At 65.9% G+C, this 21,901-nt stretch carries 17 protein-coding genes; 5 read left to right on the forward strand and 12 right to left on the reverse strand.

The annotated features are described in order from the left end of the window. Positions 1-39 precede the first annotated feature (39 nt). Together E2F48_RS02490 and E2F48_RS02495 are read right to left on the reverse strand one after the other, a co-directional pair. Complete coding sequence (locus tag E2F48_RS02490) at positions 40-651, reverse strand: HD domain-containing protein (protein WP_133402404.1); 612 nt, start codon at positions 649-651, stop codon at positions 40-42. A gap of 63 nt (positions 652-714) precedes the next feature. Further along, positions 715-1,389 carry a TetR/AcrR family transcriptional regulator gene (locus E2F48_RS02495; RefSeq protein WP_133402405.1) on the reverse strand — a complete coding sequence of 225 codons (675 nt, stop codon included), beginning with the start codon at positions 1,387-1,389 and terminating at the stop codon, positions 715-717. Between the two features lie 131 nt (positions 1,390-1,520). Between E2F48_RS02495 and E2F48_RS02500 the strand changes: the two genes are divergently transcribed. Genes E2F48_RS02500 through E2F48_RS02510 form a run of 3 tightly spaced genes read left to right on the forward strand, consistent with a single transcriptional unit; the run spans position 1,521 to position 3,933 of the window. Then, positions 1,521-1,808, forward strand: a complete 288-nt coding sequence (locus E2F48_RS02500; protein ID WP_133402406.1) for a DUF4386 family protein — start codon at positions 1,521-1,523, stop codon at positions 1,806-1,808. Further along, entirely contained in the window at positions 1,805-2,869 is a 1,065-nt protein-coding gene (locus E2F48_RS02505; protein WP_133402407.1) for an NAD(P)-dependent alcohol dehydrogenase, read from the forward strand. The genes E2F48_RS02500 and E2F48_RS02505 overlap by 4 nt, the downstream gene beginning before the upstream one ends. Next, positions 2,866-3,933 (forward strand): SDR family oxidoreductase, encoded by a 1,068-nt coding sequence (locus E2F48_RS02510; RefSeq protein ID WP_133402408.1) that lies wholly within the window; start codon positions 2,866-2,868, stop codon positions 3,931-3,933. Before E2F48_RS02505 ends, E2F48_RS02510 begins: the two co-directional genes overlap by 4 nt. A gap of 90 nt (positions 3,934-4,023) precedes the next feature. On the opposite strand, the gene E2F48_RS02515 is transcribed toward E2F48_RS02510, so the two are convergent. Then, the gene (locus E2F48_RS02515) at positions 4,024-4,272 is read right to left on the reverse strand and encodes a hypothetical protein (RefSeq protein WP_133402409.1); all 249 of its coding nucleotides are present in this window, start codon (positions 4,270-4,272) and stop codon (positions 4,024-4,026) included. Positions 4,273-4,287: 15 nt separating this feature from the next. Next, positions 4,288-5,031, reverse strand: coding sequence for a DUF4386 domain-containing protein (locus tag E2F48_RS02520; RefSeq protein ID WP_246018484.1), 744 nt, complete (start codon positions 5,029-5,031; stop codon positions 4,288-4,290). A gap of 136 nt (positions 5,032-5,167) precedes the next feature. On the opposite strand from E2F48_RS02520, the gene E2F48_RS02525 reads away from it, so the two are divergent. Continuing rightward, complete coding sequence (locus E2F48_RS02525; RefSeq protein ID WP_133402411.1) at positions 5,168-5,878, forward strand: TetR/AcrR family transcriptional regulator; 711 nt, start codon at positions 5,168-5,170, stop codon at positions 5,876-5,878. A 161-nt stretch (positions 5,879-6,039) separates the two neighbouring features. On the opposite strand, the gene E2F48_RS02530 is transcribed toward E2F48_RS02525, so the two are convergent. From E2F48_RS02530 to E2F48_RS02565, 8 genes are all read right to left on the reverse strand, one after another. Further along, the gene (locus E2F48_RS02530; protein ID WP_133402412.1) at positions 6,040-6,369 is read right to left on the reverse strand and encodes a DUF4190 domain-containing protein; all 330 of its coding nucleotides are present in this window, start codon (positions 6,367-6,369) and stop codon (positions 6,040-6,042) included. 540 nt (positions 6,370-6,909) lie between these two features. Next, positions 6,910-9,783, reverse strand: a complete 2,874-nt coding sequence (locus E2F48_RS02535) for an FAD-binding and (Fe-S)-binding domain-containing protein (RefSeq protein WP_133402413.1) — start codon at positions 9,781-9,783, stop codon at positions 6,910-6,912. Between the two features lie 228 nt (positions 9,784-10,011). Next, the gene (locus E2F48_RS02540) at positions 10,012-10,377 is read right to left on the reverse strand and encodes a gamma-glutamylcyclotransferase family protein (protein WP_246018485.1); all 366 of its coding nucleotides are present in this window, start codon (positions 10,375-10,377) and stop codon (positions 10,012-10,014) included. 94 nt (positions 10,378-10,471) lie between these two features. Continuing rightward, complete coding sequence (locus tag E2F48_RS02545; protein WP_133402415.1) at positions 10,472-11,851, reverse strand: sensor histidine kinase; 1,380 nt, start codon at positions 11,849-11,851, stop codon at positions 10,472-10,474. Between the two features lie 15 nt (positions 11,852-11,866). Beyond that, a complete protein-coding gene (locus E2F48_RS02550) occupies positions 11,867-13,216 on the reverse strand; it encodes a response regulator (protein WP_246018486.1) in 1,350 nt (449 codons plus the stop codon). A gap of 206 nt (positions 13,217-13,422) precedes the next feature. Next, complete coding sequence (gene lepB / locus E2F48_RS02555; RefSeq protein WP_133402702.1) at positions 13,423-13,929, reverse strand: signal peptidase I; 507 nt, start codon at positions 13,927-13,929, stop codon at positions 13,423-13,425. Positions 13,930-13,979: 50 nt separating this feature from the next. Next, positions 13,980-15,590 carry a multicopper oxidase family protein gene (locus tag E2F48_RS02560; protein WP_133402416.1) on the reverse strand — a complete coding sequence of 537 codons (1,611 nt, stop codon included), beginning with the start codon at positions 15,588-15,590 and terminating at the stop codon, positions 13,980-13,982. Positions 15,591-15,715: 125 nt separating this feature from the next. After that, the gene (locus E2F48_RS02565) at positions 15,716-16,228 is read right to left on the reverse strand and encodes a hypothetical protein (RefSeq protein ID WP_133402417.1); all 513 of its coding nucleotides are present in this window, start codon (positions 16,226-16,228) and stop codon (positions 15,716-15,718) included. A gap of 284 nt (positions 16,229-16,512) precedes the next feature. Here E2F48_RS02565 and E2F48_RS02570 point away from each other — a divergent pair, with 284 nt between their 5' ends. Continuing rightward, positions 16,513-21,609, forward strand: coding sequence for a peroxidase family protein (locus E2F48_RS02570; RefSeq protein ID WP_133402418.1), 5,097 nt, complete (start codon positions 16,513-16,515; stop codon positions 21,607-21,609). The last annotated feature ends 292 nt before the right edge of the window (positions 21,610-21,901 follow it).

Raw genomic sequence — 21,901 nt, forward strand, 5'->3', positions numbered from 1 at the left:
CGGCCCGGTGATCCTTGGAACGGTCGCTGACGCACTCGCCTAGGCGTTCGGGTCGTGCTCCAGCGGATGATTCACCAGCTTCGCGGCGACGCCGTCATGGACGAGCCGTTGAGCCGCAGTGGCGGGCTTCCGCGAAGCTTGGTCCGTCACGCGCGCGGTGAATTCTTCCGCGAGCGTGAGTCGAGGATAAGTGGAGAGGACCTCTTGCACGAAGTCCCGGGGAAGGACGTCGGCTCGGGAGCCACTGATGTCCAGGCCCGTCGCGACCTCCAGTAGGTATCCCTCCACGTCAACCGCGGGATCGACCGACGGCCAGTTGTGCCGCACGATCACATCGAGTGCGCGCTGTCGTCGCTCGGGCGGCCAGCCGGCGCCAGCGGTGAGCGCGACCGCCACATGCCCGCCGGCTTCCTCGTAGGAGAGCGCAACGTTGTCGAAAGCGGGGACGATGCCGATGTCGTGCAGCATTGCCGAGGTGTACAGCAGCTCATGATCCACGTCGCGCCGTTCCTCAAGCAGAGCGAATGCCTCCGCCCACAGCCATGATCGGATTACGTGGTTGAGTAGCGCGGGCGAATGATACGAAGCTGCCAATTCGGAAGCGGCCCGGGCTGCCTGGGTGCTTGGAGCGGTGAAGTCGTGCAGACGCATAGAGACATCGTCGCAGACGAACGCAAGCGACACGGGGAAGTCAGGATGGCTTCGGAATCGGGATCAGTCTGTGCCCAGCGCCGCTTCCAGTCCGTCCAGGATCACCTCGAGGCCGTACTCGAATTCCTCGGCGTAGTCGTAGCCGGGCTTTAAAACGTGGGTATTCACGAATTCCGCCAGGTTCGGATACTCGTTGGCAGGGAAGGGCTCAAACATGTGCTGCGCCATTGCGTCCATCTCTGCCTCGCTATCGAACGGCATGTTCATCCGGGTCAGGGCGAAGCCGTAGATGTAGCCGTCCAGCAAGGAGTACGCGTGGGCCACCATGGCGATGTCAAAACCGGCCGAGCGGAGTTTGCCGATTACGGCGTCGTGGTGCCGCAGGTTTGCCGGCCCGGGCCGCATGCGGGACTCCATCAGCCCGATCGCCCACCGGTGGCGTACAAGCGCCTCGCGGAGGGAGAGGGCCCGATCCCGCATTGCCGGTTTCCAGGCGGCCCCACCGAGGGGGAGTGGGATCTCGCCGAAGACGACGTCGATCATCGCATCGATGAGGTCCTCCCTGTTCGCCACGTGGCGGTAGAGAGCCATCGGGGCAACATTCAGCGCCTTCGCGACATGGCGCATCGTGAGCCCCTCCAGCCCGGCAACGTCGGCATGCTGAACCGCGGCGTGCACGGCCCGTTCCCTGGTCAAGGGCACTCGGACGCCCTCGGTATTGGCCGCCGCTGCTGACATCGACGCTCCTTTCCCGATCGGCAGTCGGTTCTTTAGCCGCTGCGCTTATGCTGTGTACTATGTACGCTAGCAGATGTACGCTGTACGCACTGCTTGGATCCAGCCGCGTTTTCACAGGGAAGGGATCAGCCATGACGTCTCCGAACGGAATATTCTCCGAGGCTCCGGGAAGGCTGCCGCTGGCCTCCCTTAAACGCCTGGCGCGGACCGCGGGCGTGTTTTACCTGGCGGTGGGAATCCCTGGGGGCTTCTCCGCGGGCTTCGTCGATCCCTCCCTGCACGTGGCAAGGGACGCGGCGGCTACCACCGGGAACGAAATGGCCAACCCAGGGCTCGTACGGCTGGGCGTCGCCGTCGGGGTGCGTACTCCACGCCCTGCCCATCCATCACCCGCGCAGTTCGCTCCCGTCCCCGCATGAAGGCGATCACCAGCCGCGCCTATGGCGCTCCAGCGACCGTGCGCGTCGAAGATGTTCCCACCCCCGTCCCGAAAGAGGGCGAGGTATTGATCCGCACCTTTGCCACCGTCGTTTCCGGCGCCGAATGCACCGCCCGGGCCGGCCGGGACCCCTTGGCCCGGCTCTACTTCGGCCTGGTGCGGCCGCGTTTCCCGGTCCTGGGAACCGGATTCGCCGGCGAAGTGCGGGCCGTCGGAAGTGCTGTGGAGAAGTACCATATCGGCGACCGGGTCATGGGGTCGATGGGTCCGAGGCTGGGAGCTCATGCCGAGTACGTCACCGTGTCCGAAGACGGCGTCATTGCCTTGATGCCCGGGGGCCTGGCGCCTGCGGACGCCGTGGCAGTCCTTGACGGCGCCCTCACAGCGCTGCCATTCCTCCGGGACGCCGCCGGGCTGAAGGCCGGACAGTCCATTTTGATCAACGGTGCCTCCGGTGCGGTGGGTACGGCGGCAATACAGCTCGCAAGGCATTTTGGAGCAGCGGTCACCGCGGTCTGCAGCACCGCGAACCTTGAATTGGTGAAATCGCTCGGCGCCGACCACGTCATCGACTACACGGTGGAGGATTTCACACAGACCACCCGGGCGTACGACGTCGTCTTCGACGCGGTGGGCAAGAGTTCCTACGCCCGAAGCCGGCGGCTCCTGAAGCCCGGCGGCAGCTACCTGACGACGGTGCCCTCTTTGCCCATCCTGATGTGGGCTCTGACGACTCGGATTGTCGGCAGGACCAGGGCGGGTATCGCGTTCACGGGGCTTCGAAGGGCCCCGGCCATGGCGCGGGACGTCAGGTTCGTGGGCGATCTGGCGGCTTCCGGATGCTTCGTCCCGGTCATTGACCGGATCTACGGGCTGGACGACGCCGCCTCCGCGCACGCCCACGTGGAGACCGGTCACAAAAAGGGCAGTGTCGTCGTCTCCCTGCAAACTCCGGGGAGTAGGCTGCCTCAACGGCGGCAGGGGGGAACCGAGCAGCAGCACCAAGCGCCAGTACACCCACCGGATAGGGACGAATCATGAACAGTAATCGGCAGGCTCTGGTCTTCGGTGCCGCCGGCTTCATCGGGCGGTGGCTCGTCAAGGAGCTGCTCGACCAGGGCATTCCCACTACCGCCGCCGTCCGGACGGTCGCCCGGTTCGAACCCCTGCGCGATTGGCTGGCCGCCCATGGGGCCGACGTCGGATTGCTGGGCGTGGTGGAGGCGGACCTCGCCGCCGATGGAATCGGGCTGAACAGCGACACCTTCGTCCATCTCAGTGAGATCTATAACGTTGCCGGCGCGTACGCCTTCGGAATGGGCGCGGATGAGGCCCGTGCCGCGAACGTCGACACGTCACGGTCCGTGGTCGAGTTCGCGGCCGCCGTTCCGGGCGATGTCCGTCTCATCCACCTGTCCGGCTACCGGGTCGGCGGGCAGGAAGCCGCCTCGGTTCCGTGGTCGGAGCAGAAGCGCAGGCACGAGTACAAGCGCCTGGGCGCGTACGAGGCGTCCAAGGTCGAAAGCGACGCCGTCGTCCAGGCCGCAGCGCAAAAACTCGACGTGGCGCTGACCACCGCCAACCCGGCGTCCGTCATCGGCCACTCGGTCACCGGTGAGTCGGACCAGATCCTGGGCCTGGCGACCACCGTCCGTGACCTGATCGCCGGCAGACTGCCCGCCATACCCGGCGGCTCGAGAACGTTCGTGCCCGTCGTCACCGTGGACTATCTGGCCCGGTTCCTGACACTGTTGCCGGTGGATGAGGAGACCCGCGGCAAGTCCTATTGGATTCTCGACGACGAAACTCCGGTCCTCCCCGAATTGCTGCAGCTGATCGGCCGGCACCATGGGGTGCGGGTGCCCAGGCTGCGCATTCCCGTCGGAATTGTGAAGCGGCTGCCTCGAGCTATCACCCACGCCGACCCCGAGACACTGAGCTTCCTCTCGCCGGATAGGTACCCCACCGGTCCGGCCAAGCGGCTGGCGGAGCAGCACGGCCTCGCGCAGCCGGACATCACCGCGGCCCTGACCCGCTGGAGCGACTACCTGGTCGCCACTAGATTCGGGCAGGCGTCGGTCACCTCGGCGCCCAGGGGGACCTAGCACCCGGACGCGGCCGGCGCGGTGGCAGCAGGGCATCACAGGTTGCCAGGCCGACGGCTCCGGCGCCGAAGACGACATGCAGTTCCGCGCTCATGCCGCCGCCTTCGCAGTGAGCACCGGGCCGGCGGCTGCGCGGGTGGCCGGGCGGTGGGGGAGAAGCCTGTGGAGGAGGAGTCCGGAGACCGCCGCGAAAACCAAGGCACCGCTGGAGCCGAAGACAATGAACTGCGCACCGACCCGGACGCCGATCAGAGCGGTGACACCCCACCCCGGCGCCCACAGTGCGGGCAGCGCCCCGGCCCACGCCCAGCGGTAGCGCACGCCGCGGGGCAGGGCCATGGCCTGGGCGGCTGATCAAATTCTTTGTCCGGTAGCAGTCGACCGGGTTGCGGTAGGAGCCGTGAAAGCGAGGGCGGCCGGGTCGGCGACTGCCCTCGCCGGGCGGCGCAGGATGCAGACGCCCAGGGCGGCCACCCACAGTCCCCACCCGGTGCTGCCGAGAAGACCGGCCGGTTCCCACACCGGGAAGCCTGGGACGGCGGTGGCGAGGATGTCGCCCTGGTTCAGCAGGTAGATGACGCTCACGATGATCCCCGCGGAGCCGAGCCAGCGCGGCAGGACCCGCGTGCGCAGGATGACCAGGCTCAGGGCGATCGACCAGCCAACGACGAGCAGCTGGCCGAGATGTTCGCCCAGCAGAGCCCCGCCGAATTGGTGCTGGGCGGTATACGCCGCCTCAACGGCCGCCTGCGTCTGTGCATCGCCGGCGCCGTAGCTGCGGGCGAGTTGGGGCACGACGAACACCCAGCGCAGGAAACCGATCAGGGACAGCAGCACCGATGCGGCCCCCGCATAGGTCGCCGCCCGCATTAGGGAATGATTCCTCAGGCCCAGCGCGGCCGGGAGCAGAAGAACCGGTACGGCCAGCAGGGCATAGGTCCAGGCCGTCGCAAACCAGATCCAGACCAGGGCGGGCCCGCCGGCAGTGAAGGCCGGCAGGACCACGCTCGGCGGTTCGCGCAGCACATCAGGCCAGTCGAACGTAATCGACAGGATCGTTGCGGCGGCCCCGAAGGCAAGGGCGCTCCCCACCAACATCCATCCTGTCAACCGAAGAACGCTTCTGTCCTGGGTGCTGGGGTTCATGGCCGTCCGCCTGATACGAGAAGTTGCTGTACGATGTACAAATACTGTACGACGTACAGAGAGAAAGTCAACAGGCAGAAGATGAACCATGACGACAACGGCCAAGACCTCCCGCCGGGGCCCCCGTAGAGCTTTGACCGGGGACGAAATCCTTGAGGCGGCGCTGAGTCTTCTCGACGAGGGCGGCCCGGCAGCGGCGTCTATCCGCGGAATCGCCGCAAAGGTCGGGGTCGCCCCGAATGCGGTGTACACGTACTTTCCCGATAAGGCCGCTGTGGTTCAGGCCGTGGTCGAACACCTGCTGGGGCAGGTCAACCACGCCATCGCGGCGGATGAGAACCTGCCCTGGACTCAAAGAATCGAGCACCTCGCGCTTGACTTGCGCGAACGGCTGTCGGCTCATCCCGGCGCTGTGAGCCTGATGATCGGCGGACCCATGGATGGGGCAAACGCCCTCGCCCTGAACGAGCGGTTGATGGAAATTCTGGTGGATTCTGGACTCCACCCCCCGGATGCGGCCCGGGCGTCCTACCTGCTCATCGTCTACGTCTTCGGCTCAATTGCCTTGGAAGTGGCGGAACTGGGGGAGGCACGTCAGGCGCGGCCGGAAGCAGATCGCATCTCAGAACGCCGGGCGGGGTTCTCCGCCATCCCCGCGGGCCGCTATCCGTTGTCCGCGGCGGCGGCGTCGACCATGGCAGCCTATGTCTCCACCGAACAGTACGTATGGGGACTGCACAGAGTCCTCGCGGGAATCGGCGGTCCGCCCAATCCCGCCGGGCCGCCACCACACCGCTGAGGTGCTCAGCACCCTCCCGTCCTTATCGGCTGCATCCGGTGCGCGAGCGGGGTGACCGGCACCGGGAAGGCCTAGGACTCGTCCGGGTCCTGAAGCTTCCGTCTGGGCAGCCTGGTGCTCAGGTACAGGCAGAGCACCCACTGAGGGGACCTGCCAGCCGCCTAGACATTGCAGGTGTAGGTGATGCCGTTCCGCTCGTGGACTCCGTCGCCAAGTTCGGCACAGGTTTGAATGACGCTCGTGATACCGACGGTCAGGAGGGTGATCCCGGCGACGGAGAGGGCAGCTCCAATGATGATCCCGGCAAGGGCAAAACCGTTTTTCATTCCCGCTCTCCTTGACTGGACGAAGGCGATAATACTGAGGATCAGCCCGATGACGCTCAATGGCCCCAGAATCGACAGGACGAATCCAGTGATACCGAGGGACCTGCCGGGATTGGTGCGCTCCTCACCTTTCGTTGATGGTGACTGCTGGTAGCCCTGAGTCATGCAAATTCCCCCATGTAGTGATCATTCTTCGCTTTTCAATTTCGAAATAGTGCCTGCTTTTCCAGGAATTTACGGCGAGCTATCCCCAGTCCGGCGCCGGCGTTCCGCGCGCCACCTCAGCACGCCGCCAGCAACGAACACGGCGCCCCCAAGAAGGAAGACAACCGCCCCTCGAGGAATTCCCGGCAGGGTCAGCCACCACAACCCAATGAGGACGAAGACAAGCCCCAGACACACCACCCAGAAGCCTTGCCTGTCGATTTTCAAATGGTCCTCCTAATCGAGACAGGATGAAACGGGCGGAATGACTTGCACTAAATCCCCGGATAAGTTTGGTGCGCATCACGGTACGCCCAGACACTAGTCGTGGAAAGAGGAAATTCGCCGCAACACTTAATCGAGTGTTCTTTGCGGGGAAACAGGTACCGGGCGTGGAGTTCTGGCGGGAGCAGACCCAAAAAACCAGAGAAAGTCATGGCACGGATTTCGACGCCGTGTGTTCGACGTCGACGGAGTCCTGATGAAACTGCCGGGCGGCCGTCACTCCTCGGGCGTTGCACCGTCCAGGAGCTGCGCAAGGTGAATGCCCTTCCGATCGCTGAGGTCGGTCAGCTGGGTCCGGCACGAGTAGCCATCGGCGAGGATGACCGTTTCGGCGTCGGCTGAACGCACGGCGGGGAGCAGCTGCTGCTCCGCGACCGCGACCGACACCTCGTAGTGGCCACGTTCCACCCCGAAGTTGCCGGCGAGGCCGCAGCACCCGCCCAGCTCCTTGACTTGGGCGCCCGCGCGTCTGAGCAGCTGCGCGTCCGGGCTCCAACCCATGACGGCGTGGTGGTGGCAGTGGGGCTGGGCCACGACGGACGTGCCCTCCATCGGGGGCGGCGTCCAGCCGGAGACTGTCGCCAGCAGTTCGGCCAGTGTGTGGGTGGCCTTCGCGACGGCGCCGGCGTTGTCCTCGCCGAGGAGCTCCAGGGCCTCGGAGCGCAGCACCCCCGTGCAGGAGGGTTCAAGCCCGACGATGGGAATGCCGGCGTCGGCGAATCGCCCGAGTTCGGCGACCGTATCGCCCAGGATCCGCCGTGCCGCATCAAGTTGGCCGGTGGAGATCCACGTGAGCCCGCAGCACAGCGCCTTTTCCGGAAGCCGCACCTCGAAGCCTGCCTTCTCCAGGACCCGCACGGCCGCCTGCGCAACCTCGGGCGTGAAGTAGTTGGTGAAGGTATCGGCCCACAGCAGCACCGGGGGCCGTGGGGTGGCGGCCTGAGCCTCGTGGGCTCCTCCTTCGGGCAGCCGCGCCCCGGAACCGGGAGCGGGCGCCGGCCGGGTGCGGAACCAGGAGGAGAAGGTCTGGGGCGCGAAGGCGGGTATGGTGCGCCGGGAATCCACCCCGGCCAGGCGAAGCCCGGCCCGGTCGATCCCCGGGAGCCGGGTGAGGGCGTTGACCAGCCGGGGCGCGGTGGAGGCAAGGCGCGCCCACCGCGGCAGCCACCCCAGTGAGTAGTGTGAGGCGGGCCGGGGCCGTCCGCGGTAGCTCTGGTGAAGCATCTCGGCCTTGTAGGACGCCATGTCGACACCGGTCGGGCAGTCCGAGACACATCCCTTGCAGGACAGGCACAGGTCAAGTGCGTCATGGACCTCGGGGGAGCGCCAGCCGGCACCTCCCTTGTTGATCATTTCCTGGAGGACCCGCGCCCGGCCGCGGGTCGTGTCCTTCTCCTCCCGGGTGGCGAGGTAGGACGGGCACATGACGCCAGTGCCGTCGGTGTGCTCCGCACGGCACTTGCCCACCCCGGTGCAGCGGTGGACGGCCTGGCTGAAGTCGCCGCCGTCGTGCAGGTAGCGGAAGCCGAGGTGGGAGCGCAGCGGTTTGGCCTCGGCGATCCGGATGTCGGCGTCGAGCGGCCGGGGATCGACGATGACGCCCGGGTTGAGAAGGTTGTCCGGGTCGAGCAGCGCCTTGGCCTTGCCGAAGAGCCCGATGGCGGCGGGGGAGTACATGTAGGGCAGCAGTTCGCTGCGGGCCCGCCCGTCACCGTGCTCACCCGAGAGGGACCCGCCATAGCGGGCCACCAGTATGGCGGCGTCGGTCATGAAACTCCGGAAGAGGGCGCTGCCATTGGGTCGGTCAAACGGCACATCGAGGCGGATATGCACGCAGCCGTCCCCGAAGTGACCGTACGGAAAGCCCATGAGGTGGTGCTCGAGGAGCAGGGCGTCGAAGTCCCGAAGGTAGTCCCCGAGGCGCTCCGGGGGCACGGCCGCGTCCTCCCAGCCGGAATGGGCAGGCATGTTCGCAGGGGAGCGGCCCGCCAGGCCCGCCCCGTCCTCGCGGATCTTCCACAGCGCCGCAGCGTCGGCGGGATCCGTGATCACCCGCGCCGGGAGGGCCGCCGCCCGGCTGAGGCGCCGGGCGCGGTCCGCGACCTCCATGGCGTCGTCGCCGGCGATCTCGACGAAAAGCCAGGCGGCGCCCGCTGGCAGTTCCGGGACCGCATGGCCACCCCTGCGGCTACGGACGACGTCGACGATGCGCGAGTCCAGCCCCTCGCAGGCGGTGGGGCGGAAGGGCATGACGTCCATCACCGCGTCCCCCGCGGAGCCGATGTCGGCGAAGCCTAGGACCACCAGAGTGCGGTGTGCCGGGTCCGTGACGAGGCGCACCCCTGCTTCGAGTACCACCGCCAGGGTGCCTTCGCTTCCGACCAGCGCGCGGAGCAGGTCAAACCGATGCTCGGGCAGCAGATGCTCGAGCGCGTAGCCGGAGACCTGGCGTCCGAACCGGCCGAGTTCGGTCCGGATGGTGCCAAGTTCGTCCTGTACGAGGGCGCGGAGCGCATCGGTCTCCGGCGTTGAGGGTGTTCCATCGGGGCCCAGCATCAGTCGGGTTCCGGACCCGGTGACGACGTCGAGGTGCGTCACGTTGTCCACGGTGCGCCCGTAGGCCAGTGTGCGTGAGCCGCACGCATTGTTGCCGATCATCCCCCCGATGGTGCAGCGGTTGTGGGTCGAGGGGTCCGGTCCGAACCGCAGCCCCTGAGCCAGCGCCCTGCGCTGCAGGGCGGCGTGCACGGCGCCGGGCTGCACGACGGCCATGCGGGCTTCCGGATCGAGGTCGAGAACCTGGTTCATGTACCGGCTGAACTCGAGGACCACCCCGCTGCCCACGGCATTGCCGGCCACCGACGTCCCGGCCCCGCGGGAAGTCACTGACACCCCGCGCTCACGGCACACCTCCAGGGTGGCGAGGACATCGTCGGCGTCCCGGGGAAAGACGACGACGGACGGCCTCACCCGGTACAGGGACCCATCGCTCGAGTAGGCGGAGCGCGTGGTTTCGTCGTCACGGACGTCAGAGATACCCCGGCCGCGCAGGGCGCCGGCCAGGGAGCTCGGCAAGGCCAGCACTGTCATGAACAGCATGCTATCTGTTGCGGTGCGGCACCGGCCGTGGGAGTTTCCTTCCCGCACGTCCCAGTGGCGGCACTCCGTTCAAGACCGGGTGGCAGGAGTCCGGCGAACCCGGGGGATCATGGAAGGCCCCGATGACAAGAGGACGGAACCACCCAGCCGCTGGGTGACGGCCGAGCGGCGGGCGGCCGGGGTCCGCGACAACGGCATGGGCGAGGCGCTCCGGACCTACTACACCCGGTATTTTCCCGTGGGGGCATCAGGGGCACCGGCGTAGACCCAGGCATGGATCCCGGACTCCAACTGCAGCAGCACCCGCTCGTACTCGCCCACCTCATAGAGATCGGCCGCGGCGAGCTCCTCGTCGGAGACCTCAAAGACCGTCCCTTCAACGAAGTCGGCTGAAGTTGCCGAGTAGCGCAGGATGGGGTGGGAATCGGTTCCGCTCGTGGCAATCACCTGGGGGTCGGTGATGCGGAGCCACTCGATCCGGTGATGGGGCAGGCGGTCCTCCATGCCAGTGAGGAGGCGGCCGAAATGGGCGAGTTGGACGGCGGGCAGCCGGAGCGTTCCGTAGGAAAACAGCCGCTGAACCATGCCTCCCCGTTCCATCAAGATCGCGTGCGATCAGCCTGTGGAACCGCACGACCATCTTATCGGCCGAGGTTCCCGCGGCCGATCCTGTGGGAACCTATCGGCCGGGCAGGAGGCCTGCCGGTCCGGCTGACAGGGGAACCGCCTCAGCGAAGGTCGCCGTGACCGCGGTTCCGGCCCCCGGTGCGGAGCGGACCTCAAGGGTTCCGCCGGCCTGCTGAATCGTGTCCCGGAGGATCCGCAGCCCAAAATGGCCTTCGGGACAGGGGTCGCCCGGATTGAATCCGAGTCCGTCATCCAGGACCGTGACCGAGGTGCGGGGGCCGGCCCGCCGGACCCGGATGGCCACCGACTGCGCCGAAGCATGCTTCGTGGTGTTAACGAGGGCTTCACGCGCCACCCGGTACACCAGGACCGCGCTGTCCCGGTCAAGTACGAGCCCGTCCGGCAGGTCGATGCTCAGGGCGATTCCGCGCTTCACCAGCGGCGCTTCGAGCCGCATGAGGGATGCCTTCAGGCCGAGCTCTTCGAGGTCGGGCGGATACAGTTCGCTGGTCATGGCCCGTAACGTGCGGATGGTGTCCTGAAGCAGGGTTCGCGCGTTCGCAAATATCGGCCCTTGCTCAGGCGGGCCGCAGCGCTCTTCCGATTCCAAAGCATAAGCCAGCCCGGACAAGTCCTGGATCACCTCGTCGTGGAGTTCACTGGCGATTCGTCGACGCTCCTGATCCGATGCCTCGATGGCGCAGTGCAGCAATGCATTGCGGGTTGCCTGGTGCCTGCGGATCCTTCGCGCGAGGCGGACGGCCGGGACCAGCTGAGCCAGCTGTAGCACCGCCAAAGACAGCAGCATCGGCGGAACCATTCCCATCAGCACCGCGTGCTGGTCGCGGCGGACGGCCTCGCCCGATGCATACGTCTCGAAGATCATGGGCTCGCCGCTCTGGGAAACGGAGCGGACGTAAACCTCCACGAGTTCCCCGGAGTGTGCCTCGTACTCGTTTTCCTTTGCGGTCTGGGTCTCGAGGGTCGCCGTCGCCGGCCCGCCGTCCAGGAGCAGCCGAGCCCATTCCTCCTGTTCGAACTCCTGCCCAATGAGGGACTCAGCATCCGAGTACACCACGCTGCCGTGCTCGTCCCACACCTTGATCCGGGTCAGATTCCCATTGGCCAGCCACGGCGCCACTTGCTGGTCGAGTCGCTCAAGCGCCGCGGGATCGCGCGCAAGGAGACGGTCCGTGATCAATGGGCCAACCACATTGTCGGCCAGGCGTTGGGTGATATCACGCGCATTGGCCAGGGCCTGGCGTTCCGCTTCGGCCCACATCCAGGTGGCGACCGGGAGGGCAACCAAGCCGAGGGCGACGAGGCCGGCAGTGAGGAAACGGGCGACGGCGGATCTCACCGCGCGCCGCTCGGCGGCATCAGGGCCGGCGTCGCCCGGGGCGCTGGCGCCTCCCGCTTGAAATGCTGGCACGGCGGTCCTGCCTCGTCACTTTGCCGGAAGGCCGGCGGCCGATGCGGACGTGCCGCCTAATTTTGCCACCAGCGCCGGGTGCACGATCAGGTTGCCGGCTCGGGCATGCCTCAGGGTGTCCAACATGAGCCCCAGCGCACCATCCTTTGGGAGGAATCCGCAGATTCCCATCCGGGCGGCCTCCCGAAGCGCCGCAGGCGACGGATCGCCGGTCAGCATGACGATGCGGACCTCGGGTGTCTCCGAAAGGATCCGCTCTGCGGCATTGAGTCCGGATCCGTCGGGAAGGTGGAGGTCCATGAGGACGACGTCGGGTCGCGTTTCCTTGAACATGGTCACTGCCGAGGCCACCGACTTCGCAGCTCCTACACTCCTTAGATCCGGTTCCCGGTCAAGAGCTCCGGCCAAGAGGTCGGCAAAGGTGGTGTGGTCATCGACGATCAGAATACGCAGGCGCTCTGTCTTTTCCCTCGCCGCCAGGGGTGCCGGAAAACATTCTTCTCCGGTGACCTGCACCGCGGCCCGGGTTGCGAATGGCTTGTGCGTCGCCGCGGTATTCGCGAGCAATCTGTGTTGCGCTTCCTGCAGCGCCATACTCGGCAGGCAGCCCATTTCCTCGGCCATTATCCTCCGGCAGCGGTCGAAAGCCCGCAGGGCTTCGGTATTTTCTCCGTTTCGCTCGAGCCCGAGAATCAAAGCCGTCCACGCCCGTTCATTGAGGGGGTCTTCCTTTGCGGCAGCGTCTGCCCAGGCAACGGCCTGGGCAATGTTTCCCACGGCGAGTGCGGTTTCTGCGGCCAGAACCCGGGCGGATCCGACCCGCGAGGCGTGGAGGATCCGTTCCTCCTCGGCCCAGGCCGGGAGGAGTTCATCGCCGAGCAGCGGCGCGGAGGCCAGCTCAAGAGCTTCAGTGAGCATTGCCAGTGCCGCGTGGGGCACGGCCTGGCTGGCCCTCTTGACCAGCCGATCGAAGCGGTCGAGGTCCAGCTCCACCAGCGTACGGTCGATTGCATAACCGCCATTGACCGTACGGAGTGGGCCTGAGCGGCCGGTCCCTGGCTGCAGATGGCGTCGCAGGACGCTGACGTAGCTCTCTAGGGTCGGGAGTGCAACGGCTGGGTGGTTTCCACTCCACAGCAGGTCCATGATGCGGCTCTTGGAAACTGCTGATCCAAAACTCAGGAGGAGAATTTCAAGAACCTGGCGGGGCTTGGGTCCGCCGAGTTGGTTCGCGCTGAGCTCCGTTTCTCCACGGTGGACCGTCAACGGGCCAAAGACCGAAATTCGAAGCGTTGGTGTATGTCCAGACGCCTCCAACATTATTGGTGTGGCGGGCGTTCCGCTTGCGACGTCCAAAGTAAACACTGAATTTTTGTCCTCAATTTTCCGGTGCCGTGTGTCACCCATTGAAGCCCGGGGTATACAAGCGAACAACAGTGCCCGCTACTCGAAGACGATGAAGATTACTCGCCTGCCCCCTACATTTCCGCTGGGTGTTTAGGCAGCAGCGGGAAAGTACACGGGAGGTATTCAGCGTGAGCCGGAAGGAATGCGGGAATGACTGCGTGCAGCTACTTCCAGTCCGTCACCACAGTGCCTTGGATTGCGTCCAAGGACACGGCCCCGAAGTCCCTCGAATCGATGGACACACCGCGGTTGTCCCCAAGCACGAAGACGCTTCCGGCTGGCACAATCTCGGGTCCGAAATAGGTTGCGTCGATGCGGTCGTGGTCAACAAAGGGCTCAGGAACGGCGACGTCGTCGACGTACAGTTTCGAATCGCGGATCGCAACCGTCTGCCCCTCACCGGCAACGACGCGTTTGATGATCTTCCTTCCGTCAACGGGGCTGGTAAAGGCAACCACCGCACCGGCAGGAATGCGGTCCGCAGCGGCAGCAGGCTTGTAGACGAGGACGACGGACCCCGCGGGGATGGTGGGTTCCATGCTGTCCGATGAAACGGTGAGCGATTCCACCAACCAGCCGCGGATCAACAGAAGAACGAGAACAGGAAGCAATGCCGCCGCGAGGAGTCGCGGCCGGAGAACGCGCGGCGGCCGGCCTCGAGGCCACCGCATCCGGCGCTGGAGCAGCGGCGGCCTGCGGTCGCGGGTACCCCGCTCCGTCGTCAACCTGCCACGTCGTCCCAGACAGGCCTGGCCGCCGTCATGGGATCGTTCGGGTCCACGTCGGATTCCCGAAGGCCCACCCGAAACTGCACCATCATGTCGTGATCCTCGTGCGGCAGATTATGGCAGTGCATCATGTAGACGCCCTTGTGGGGGGTGAACTTCATCAGGAGTCGGACGGTCTCCCGTTCACCGATATACACAGTGTCCTTCGGGCCACGCTCCCAGGCGAAGGGTCCACGTCCGTTGCGGCCGATGATCTGGAAGTCGACCAGGTGGATATGGAGCGGATGGAACCAGCCGCCGGAACTGTTCTCGATCTGCCAGATCTCTACCGAGTTGAGCGCGGGGTTGGCGACCGCCCTTTTGTAGCCGCTGGCGATGACGTCCCGCCAGCTGTCATCGTTGATGGTCCACATGTTGGTCGCGTCGTTCCGCTTGGTCCGAAAGTACCGCGTTTTGATGGACTGGCCGGTCTGCAGCGACATGGTTTCACTGCCGGCCAGCACCGTGGGGATCCGGTTCCAGGTCGGATCCGAAGTGTCCACCGGTTCATCGGTCACATCGAAGGCCATGATTTTATGAGTGAAGTCGTAATCCACATTGTTTTCGTTGGACAGGTTCCGAAGCTCGATCCGCTGTCCCGTACTGTATTTCCGGAAGTCCACGAGGACCTCATACCGCTCCGCGCCGGCGTGTCGATAGTTCGACACGCTCTGCGCCGCCGGCATCAAGCCGCCATCGGTTGCGACAATCACCAGCGGATCGCCGGTGCTTAGGACCGGCCGCAGGGCCCGGGAGATCGAGGCGTTCAGGATCCGGAGGCGATAGACACGCTTCTGCACCTTCATGACGGGCCAGGGCTTGCCGTTGACCAAGATTACGTCACCCCAGAGACCCGAGTGGTCGTTGTCGTCGTAGCCGAGGGAACCGTCTGCCGCGAACATCGCATCGCTGATGGTCAGTGCGACGTCGTACCGGCCCTGGGGTAGCAGCCGCCGCTCGATGGGATCGTGCACGTGGTACTGCGCCGCGAGGCCGGAATAGGCGTTCAGCGAGGTGAAGTGGACCCCGTGGTCGTGGTACCACAGGGTCCGGGCCGGCTGGGCGTTGGCGTAGCGGTAGTCCTTATAGAATCCGGGGTGGGTGATGTCGCTGGCATAGCCGTCGTATTGGGGGAGGGACGCCGACCCGTGCAGGTGGGTGGACGTAGAAAGCGCGTGCCCATCCAATGCATGTCGGGCCGGCAGCTGATTGCGCACCCTCACTACGGACTTCGTGCCCCTATCGAGGCTGATTGTGGGGCCTGGAAACAGCCCGTTGTAGCCGAGGACCGGCGTGCCCAGACGCGGCAGGATATTTGCCACGGCTGCCTTCTCGGTCACACGGTAGTAGTTGACCGGCAGCCCGTCGGCTGGATCAGTGCCGGTGGCGTAGGGCGGGAGGATGGGGGCTTGGACAAAAGGTACCCGGAACGGCCGCGGCATCTGGTCGGAGCTGAGCCGGCTCACCGACTTCGCCTCAATCGATCCCGTCGGCCACATTGCCGCACCTGCACCGAGGACTCCCAGCCCTCCAATCAGCAGAACCTGTCGCCTTGTCGTTGACATTGACCGCCTCCTTCTTTCGATGCTTAGACCGTGACGCGCGCTGCTTGGGAATTTCCTGCATCCATCGCCGGGACCTTGGAAAAACCTTGAGAGTCGCTGCGGGGTCCGGCCACATCGCCGTCCCGCTACCTTCCGCTTCGATGGTGTCCAGCTCCGAGTGACAGTCCCGCTCCTCCTGGAAGATCCAGGGTCAGGTCGATGGCCCGGTCGGGGAGTTCGAAGACAAGGACGGCGTCGATGCTTTCCCCCTGGCGTGCCACCGCGGAACCCGGGGAAAACCAGACCGCTTCCCAGGTTCCTTCGCCCAGGGCGGACACCGAATAGTCGGACGAGTTGAAGGACAGCCCGTCCTCCTCCATCGCAGTCAACTCCAGCAGAATGCGGACACGGTGAACGCCCTCGCCGGGCGGGACGGCGAGCGCGGCTGCAGGTGTGGGAGGCGCCCATCCGTCGGCTTCTGTGGGAATCACGCCGTGGAGGCGTGCGAGCCCGCCGTTGAGCGGGGCTGAGGCGCCCAGCGGGACGGGAGTCGTCCGCGGGGGAGAGGTCAGGACGATCGCGAGCAGGGCCGCAACGAGTGCGAGCAATACTGCCGGCACGAGAATCCTGGTGCGGGTGGTCGGGGTTGTCGATGCCATGCCGGCCAGTGTGCCGCCGGCTCCTAGGGAATCCCTTGGAACCGGCGGTTCTGTGCACCCCGCACCTCGGGCCTAAGTTTCTCCAAGGTTTTCACGAGGGGCAGGAAACACGCTGGCGGTGTTCCATCCCTCCTAGCGGCAGGTGTGCCATGAAACTCTCAGCCCGGAAGTCCGAAAGTGCTGCGAATCCACCCGGATCAGCAGCCCCACCCGATTCACCCTCAGACCACGGGGAACAGCGCAGACGCAGAACGGCGCCGGCCCCGTTCCGACGAATCGCTGCGGTGACCACCCTCATGATGCCGCTGTCCCTGGGACTCCCAGTGGTAGCCGCGAACGCGGTTCAGGCTCCGGTGGGAGAAGGATTCACGGTCACGGTCTCCGATCTGTCCTACATCCTCAAGCAGATCAAGATTGCTGAGAACCATGTGGCGAATACAACTCCGGCGACCGGCCCCTGCGGCGCACTCATCGGGACGGGACCGAACCAGCTCTCCAGCCCGCTCCTCTCGCGCGGTCTGCGAACCGTGGACGGTAGCTGCAACAACCTCCAGCCCGGCCAAGGGCATTACGGCTCCGCGGACCAGGTGTTCCCGCGCCTGACGAAGGCGACCTACGGCCCCGCCGAGGCGAACATGTTCGCGCCCCCAGGCGGGCCGGCATCCAGCTATGGCCAGACGTCCGGTGACGTCTTCGACTCCGAGCCGCGGGTCATCAGCAACCTGATCGTGGATCAGACCTCCGCCAACCCCGCAGCTGTTGCCGCCGCCGGCCACCCGGTCCGCACCCAGGGCAACAAGGGGCTGGTGCCCTGCACCACCGATCCCCAGCCCAACGCCGACCCGCCGGTCGCCGGCGTGCCGGCGGACTGCGTTCCCAAATACGACACGATGTTCATTCCGAATGTCACGACCGATGTCGGGCTTTCACCGCCGTACAACTCGATGTTCACGCTGTTCGGTCAGTTCTTCGACCACGGTGTTGACCAGACGGTCAAGGGTGGCGGCACTGTCTACATTCCAATGAAGGCCGACGACCCCCTGATTGCCGGTCCTGACCATATCAAGGGCAACGCTGACGACCTTCCGGCACACCTGCGGTTCATGGTCATGACGCGCGGACAGAACCAGCCGGGGGAGGACGGCGTCTTGGGCACCGCCGACGACGTCAAGGACGCCCTCAATACGGACTCGCCCTGGGTGGACCAGAGCCAGACCTACAGCTCACACTCCTCACATCAGGTCTTCCTGCGCGAGTATGAAAATGCTGAAGGCCGGCCCGTCTCGACCGGCAAGCTGCTCGGCGGGACGGGCGCCAATGCCGACGGCATGGCGACTTGGGCCAGCACCAAGGCCCAGGCCGCTTCGCTCCTCGGCATCCAGCTGCTGGATAAGGATGTGCTCAACGTTCCGATGCTCGCCGCGGACGCGTACGGCAACTTCCTGCCCGGCCCTGCCCGCGGCCTGCCGCAGTTCGTCACCGAGTCTGGCCTGGTCGAAGCAGACCGCGCCGCGAACGCCGGCAAGGGAACGCTGGTCCCGGCCGACGTGAAGTACTTCAACACGCCCTTCCTGACGGACATTGCGCACAATGCCGATCCGTCGCCCAAAGACACCGATCACAACCCTCGGACGCCCGCGGTGGCTCCCGTCCCGGATGACAACACCACGGCGTCGGCCGACTTCGCCAGCCAGGCACCGGGAACTTATGACGATGAAATGCTGAACGAGCACTTCATCGCCGGTGATGGCCGCGTCAACGAAAACATCGGCCTCACCGCCATTCACCAGGTATTCCACTCCGAGCACGACCGCCTGGTCGATGACATCAAGGAGACCCTGGCGGCGAACCCCTCGGTGCTCGCCCAGTATCAGGCCGCCGGAACCTTCGACTTCGGGGAGCGGGTGTTCCAGGCCGCGCGCTTCGTCACGGAGATGGAGTACCAGCACATCGTCTTCGAGGACTTTGCCCGCAAGGTCCAGCCCGGCATCAATCCCTTCGAGCCCTTCGCCTTCACCGATACGGACGTCAACCCCGCTGTTACCGCGGAGTTTGCGCACGCGGTCTACCGCTTCGGCCACTCGATGCTGACGGACACCATCTCCCGCAAGAACGAATTCAAGCCCGGCGCTGACGGCGAGTACGGGACCGCGGACGACATCGTGGGAAGTTCGAACGATGTTTCCCTGCTCGAAGGTTTCCTTAACCCGCCGGCCTACTACGACGGCGGCGACGCCGGAGTGCTCTCACCCAAACAGGCAGCCGGCAGCGTGGTGATGGGTATGGCGGACCAGGTCGGCAACGAGCTGGACGAATTCGTCACCGATACCCTGCGCAACAATCTCCTCGGACTGCCGCTGGACCTCGCCACGGTCAACATCACCCGTGCCCGTTCCGAGGGCATCCCGTCGTTGAACAACCTGCGCAAGGAACTGCACGCCGAAACCAACGACGGACAGCTCAAGCCATACGTGAACTGGATCGACTTCGGCGAAAACCTCAAGCACCCGGAGTCATTGGTGAACTTCGTGGCGGCCTACGGCACCCATCCGAGCATCACGGGTGCGACCACGGTGGAGAGCAAGCGTGCTGCGGCACAACTGCTCGTCAAGCCGGCCACCATTGACGGCGTGACCGCAGAGGCCCCGGCCGACGCGGCGGCATTCCTGAACAGCACCGGTGAATGGGCCGCCAAGTCAACCGGCCTGAACGACGTCGACCTCTGGGTCGGCGGGCTTGCGGAACGCACCAACATGTTCGGCGGCCTGCTCGGCAGCACGTTCAATTACGTGTTCGAGCAGCAGATGACCAACCTTCAGAACGCTGACCGGCTCTACTACCTCGCCCGCACCCCCGGCATGAACCTGAGGGCCCAGCTCGAAGGCAACTCCTTCGCCGAGCTGGTCATGCGCAACACGAATGCCCAGGCCCTCAAGGCCGACGCGTTCGCGACCGCTGACTGCGAGTTCGAACTGAAGAACCTCAATGGAACCCCGGCGGGATTCGATGCTTCGGGCAACACCGTGGCCAACGATGCGGCAACCGACTGTGACGAGACGGCGCTCCTGCTCCGGATGCCCGACGGCACCATCAAGTACCGGGCGGTCAACAGTGTCGATCCTTCCGGCATCAACGGGCAGAGCGTCTACAACGGGACCGCCAACGCTGACCGCGTCTACGGCGGCAACGACAACGACACCTTCTGGGGCGGCAACGGCAACGACATCATCGAAGGTGGAGACGGTGCTGACGTCGCCCTCGGCGGCAACGGGAACGACATCATCACCGATCTCAACGGTGACGACGTGCCCAAGGGCGGACCAGGCAATGACGCCATCGATGGGGGGCCGGGCCTCGACATCCTGATGGGTGGCGACGGCAGTGACTTCACCAACGGCGGCGAGAACGCCAATGAGACGTTCCTCGGTGAGGGTGACGACCTCGCCATCGGAGGCAAGGGGATCGACGCGGTCTTCGGCGACGGCGGGAACGACTGGATTGAGGGCGGGGAAAGCCCGGATCTGCTGATCGGCGACTCCAGCAACCTCTTCTTCCAGGACGACTCGCAGAAACCCGGTCACGATGTACTGATCGGCCAGGGCGGTGACGACGACTACGACATGGAAGGCGGCAATGACGTCGGCCTCGCCGGCCCCGGCATCGAGAAGGTCGCAGGCGCCTCCGGCTACGACTTCGAAATCGGCCTGGCCGATCCGCAGAAGCAGGACGCGGACCTCGCCCTGCCCATCCTTGGACTGGATGTCCTCCAGGTCGGCGTGCGGGACAGGTACAACGAGGTGGAGGCCCTCTCCGGCGGAACCCTCGATGACACCCTGCGGGGCGATGACATCGTCCCTAAGGAGGTCGGCGGCGGCGGCTTCATCGGCTGCGACGTCCTCGACGCGGACGGCGTGGCCATGGTGGACGGCCTCGATGAGTTGATCACTTCCCTGCCGACTCCACTGGCGGAGGTCGCGGCCCGGACCGAATCCGGAGAATGCCAACTCCTCAAGGGCAATGTGTGGGGCGAAGGCAACATCCTGCTCGGCGGTGGCGGCAGTGACCTCATCGAGGGGCGTGGCGCCGACGACATCATCGACGGCGACCGCTACTACAACGTGCGTCTTAGCGTCCGGGACGCGGCCGACAGGTCCATTGAAATCGGCAGCGCCACCGGGATGACCGCGAAGTATCTCAAGGTCGACGGAGCGCTCACCGGGCAGACCCTTCAGGAGGCTGTCTTCGCCGGCAAGGTTGATCCGGGAAACATCGTGGTGGTGCGGGAGATTCTCACCGCTGCGGGCGGCTCTGACACGGCAGTATTTTCCGACGTCGAGGCGAACTACACCGTGTTGACGACACCTGCCGGTGCGGAACTGGGCTCGCCGGGCTCAGTCACCACGGTGACGCACGACGACGCCGGCGCAGACGGCACCGACACACTCCGGAACGTCGAGAACCTGCGGTTCTCGGACTCGACGACGACTCCGCCGCCGACCGCTCCGGCTCCGGGTGTCCCCGCACTGGGGGCGGTCACCGCCGGCGATGGTCGGGCAACGGTCACGTTCTCCGCATCGGCAACCGGAGGTACACCGACCGGCTTCACCGTGCGGGTGGTGGACTCGGCCAACGCCCAGGTCGGTGCCCTGCGCACAGCGCCCGCCGGTGCCACCAGCCTAGTCATCGATGGCCTGACGAACGGCGCGGCCTACCGTTTCCAGGTTCGGGCGACCAACGACGCCGGCGCCAGCGCCTACACGGCGCTGTCCGCGCCTGTCACTCCGGTCGTACCCCAGCTGACCACCGCCGTCCCGTCCATCACCGGGATAGCACAAGTGGGCTCAGTCCTGTCGGCCAACACCGGCACCTGGGGCCCGGCGCCCGTTTCCTTTACCTATCAGTGGTTGAGCGGCGGTGTGGCCATCAGCGGGGCCACCTCCGATACCTACACACCGACGGCCGCCGATGCTGGAAAGGCCATCACGGTTCGGGTCACCGGCACCAAGACGGGCTATGCGCCGGCAACGACGACATCCGCAGCGATGACTGTCGCGCCGGTGACCCCGCCCGCCAATACCAAGCAGCGCGATTTCAACGGTGACGGCCGGGGCGATATTGTGGCCCGGGACTCCAGCGGCGTCCTCTGGACGTACCTGGGCAACGGGGCGGGCGCCTTCCCGACCCGGGTCCGGGTCGGTGGAGGCTGGGGATCCCTAACGGCCATCAGTGCGGCCGGGGACCTGACCGGCGACGGCAAGGCCGACCTGGTGGCACGCGATGCCAGCGGCGTCCTCTGGACGTACCAGGGCAACGGGGCGGGCGCCTTCGCGAACCGTCTCCGGATCAGTGGAGGCTGGGGATCCATGACGGCCATCAGCTGAACACGGGGCGCCGCCCGTACCCCCGACAGGGATGCAGGCGGCGCCCTACACCCCGGCACACGATCCGGCTCCGGCAGATGGCGGCCGCGGTGTGCACCCCCAATCACCCCGTCCGGGCCTCCGCTGCAGCCGCTTGCAGTGGGAGGGCCGGATGTGGGCGTTAATGGGGTTCACCCTGCACCTTCGGAAGGCGCTGAAACAGGCGCGGGCCGCGGCGCAATACACTGGACGTTCGAGCAGCCGGCCTGTCCTGCCACAGGTTGCAGCATCTACTTCAGCCTTTGAGGACCCC

Source organism: Arthrobacter crusticola (genome assembly GCF_004357995.1).
Lineage (GTDB): Bacteria > Actinomycetota > Actinomycetes > Actinomycetales > Micrococcaceae > Arthrobacter_D > Arthrobacter_D crusticola.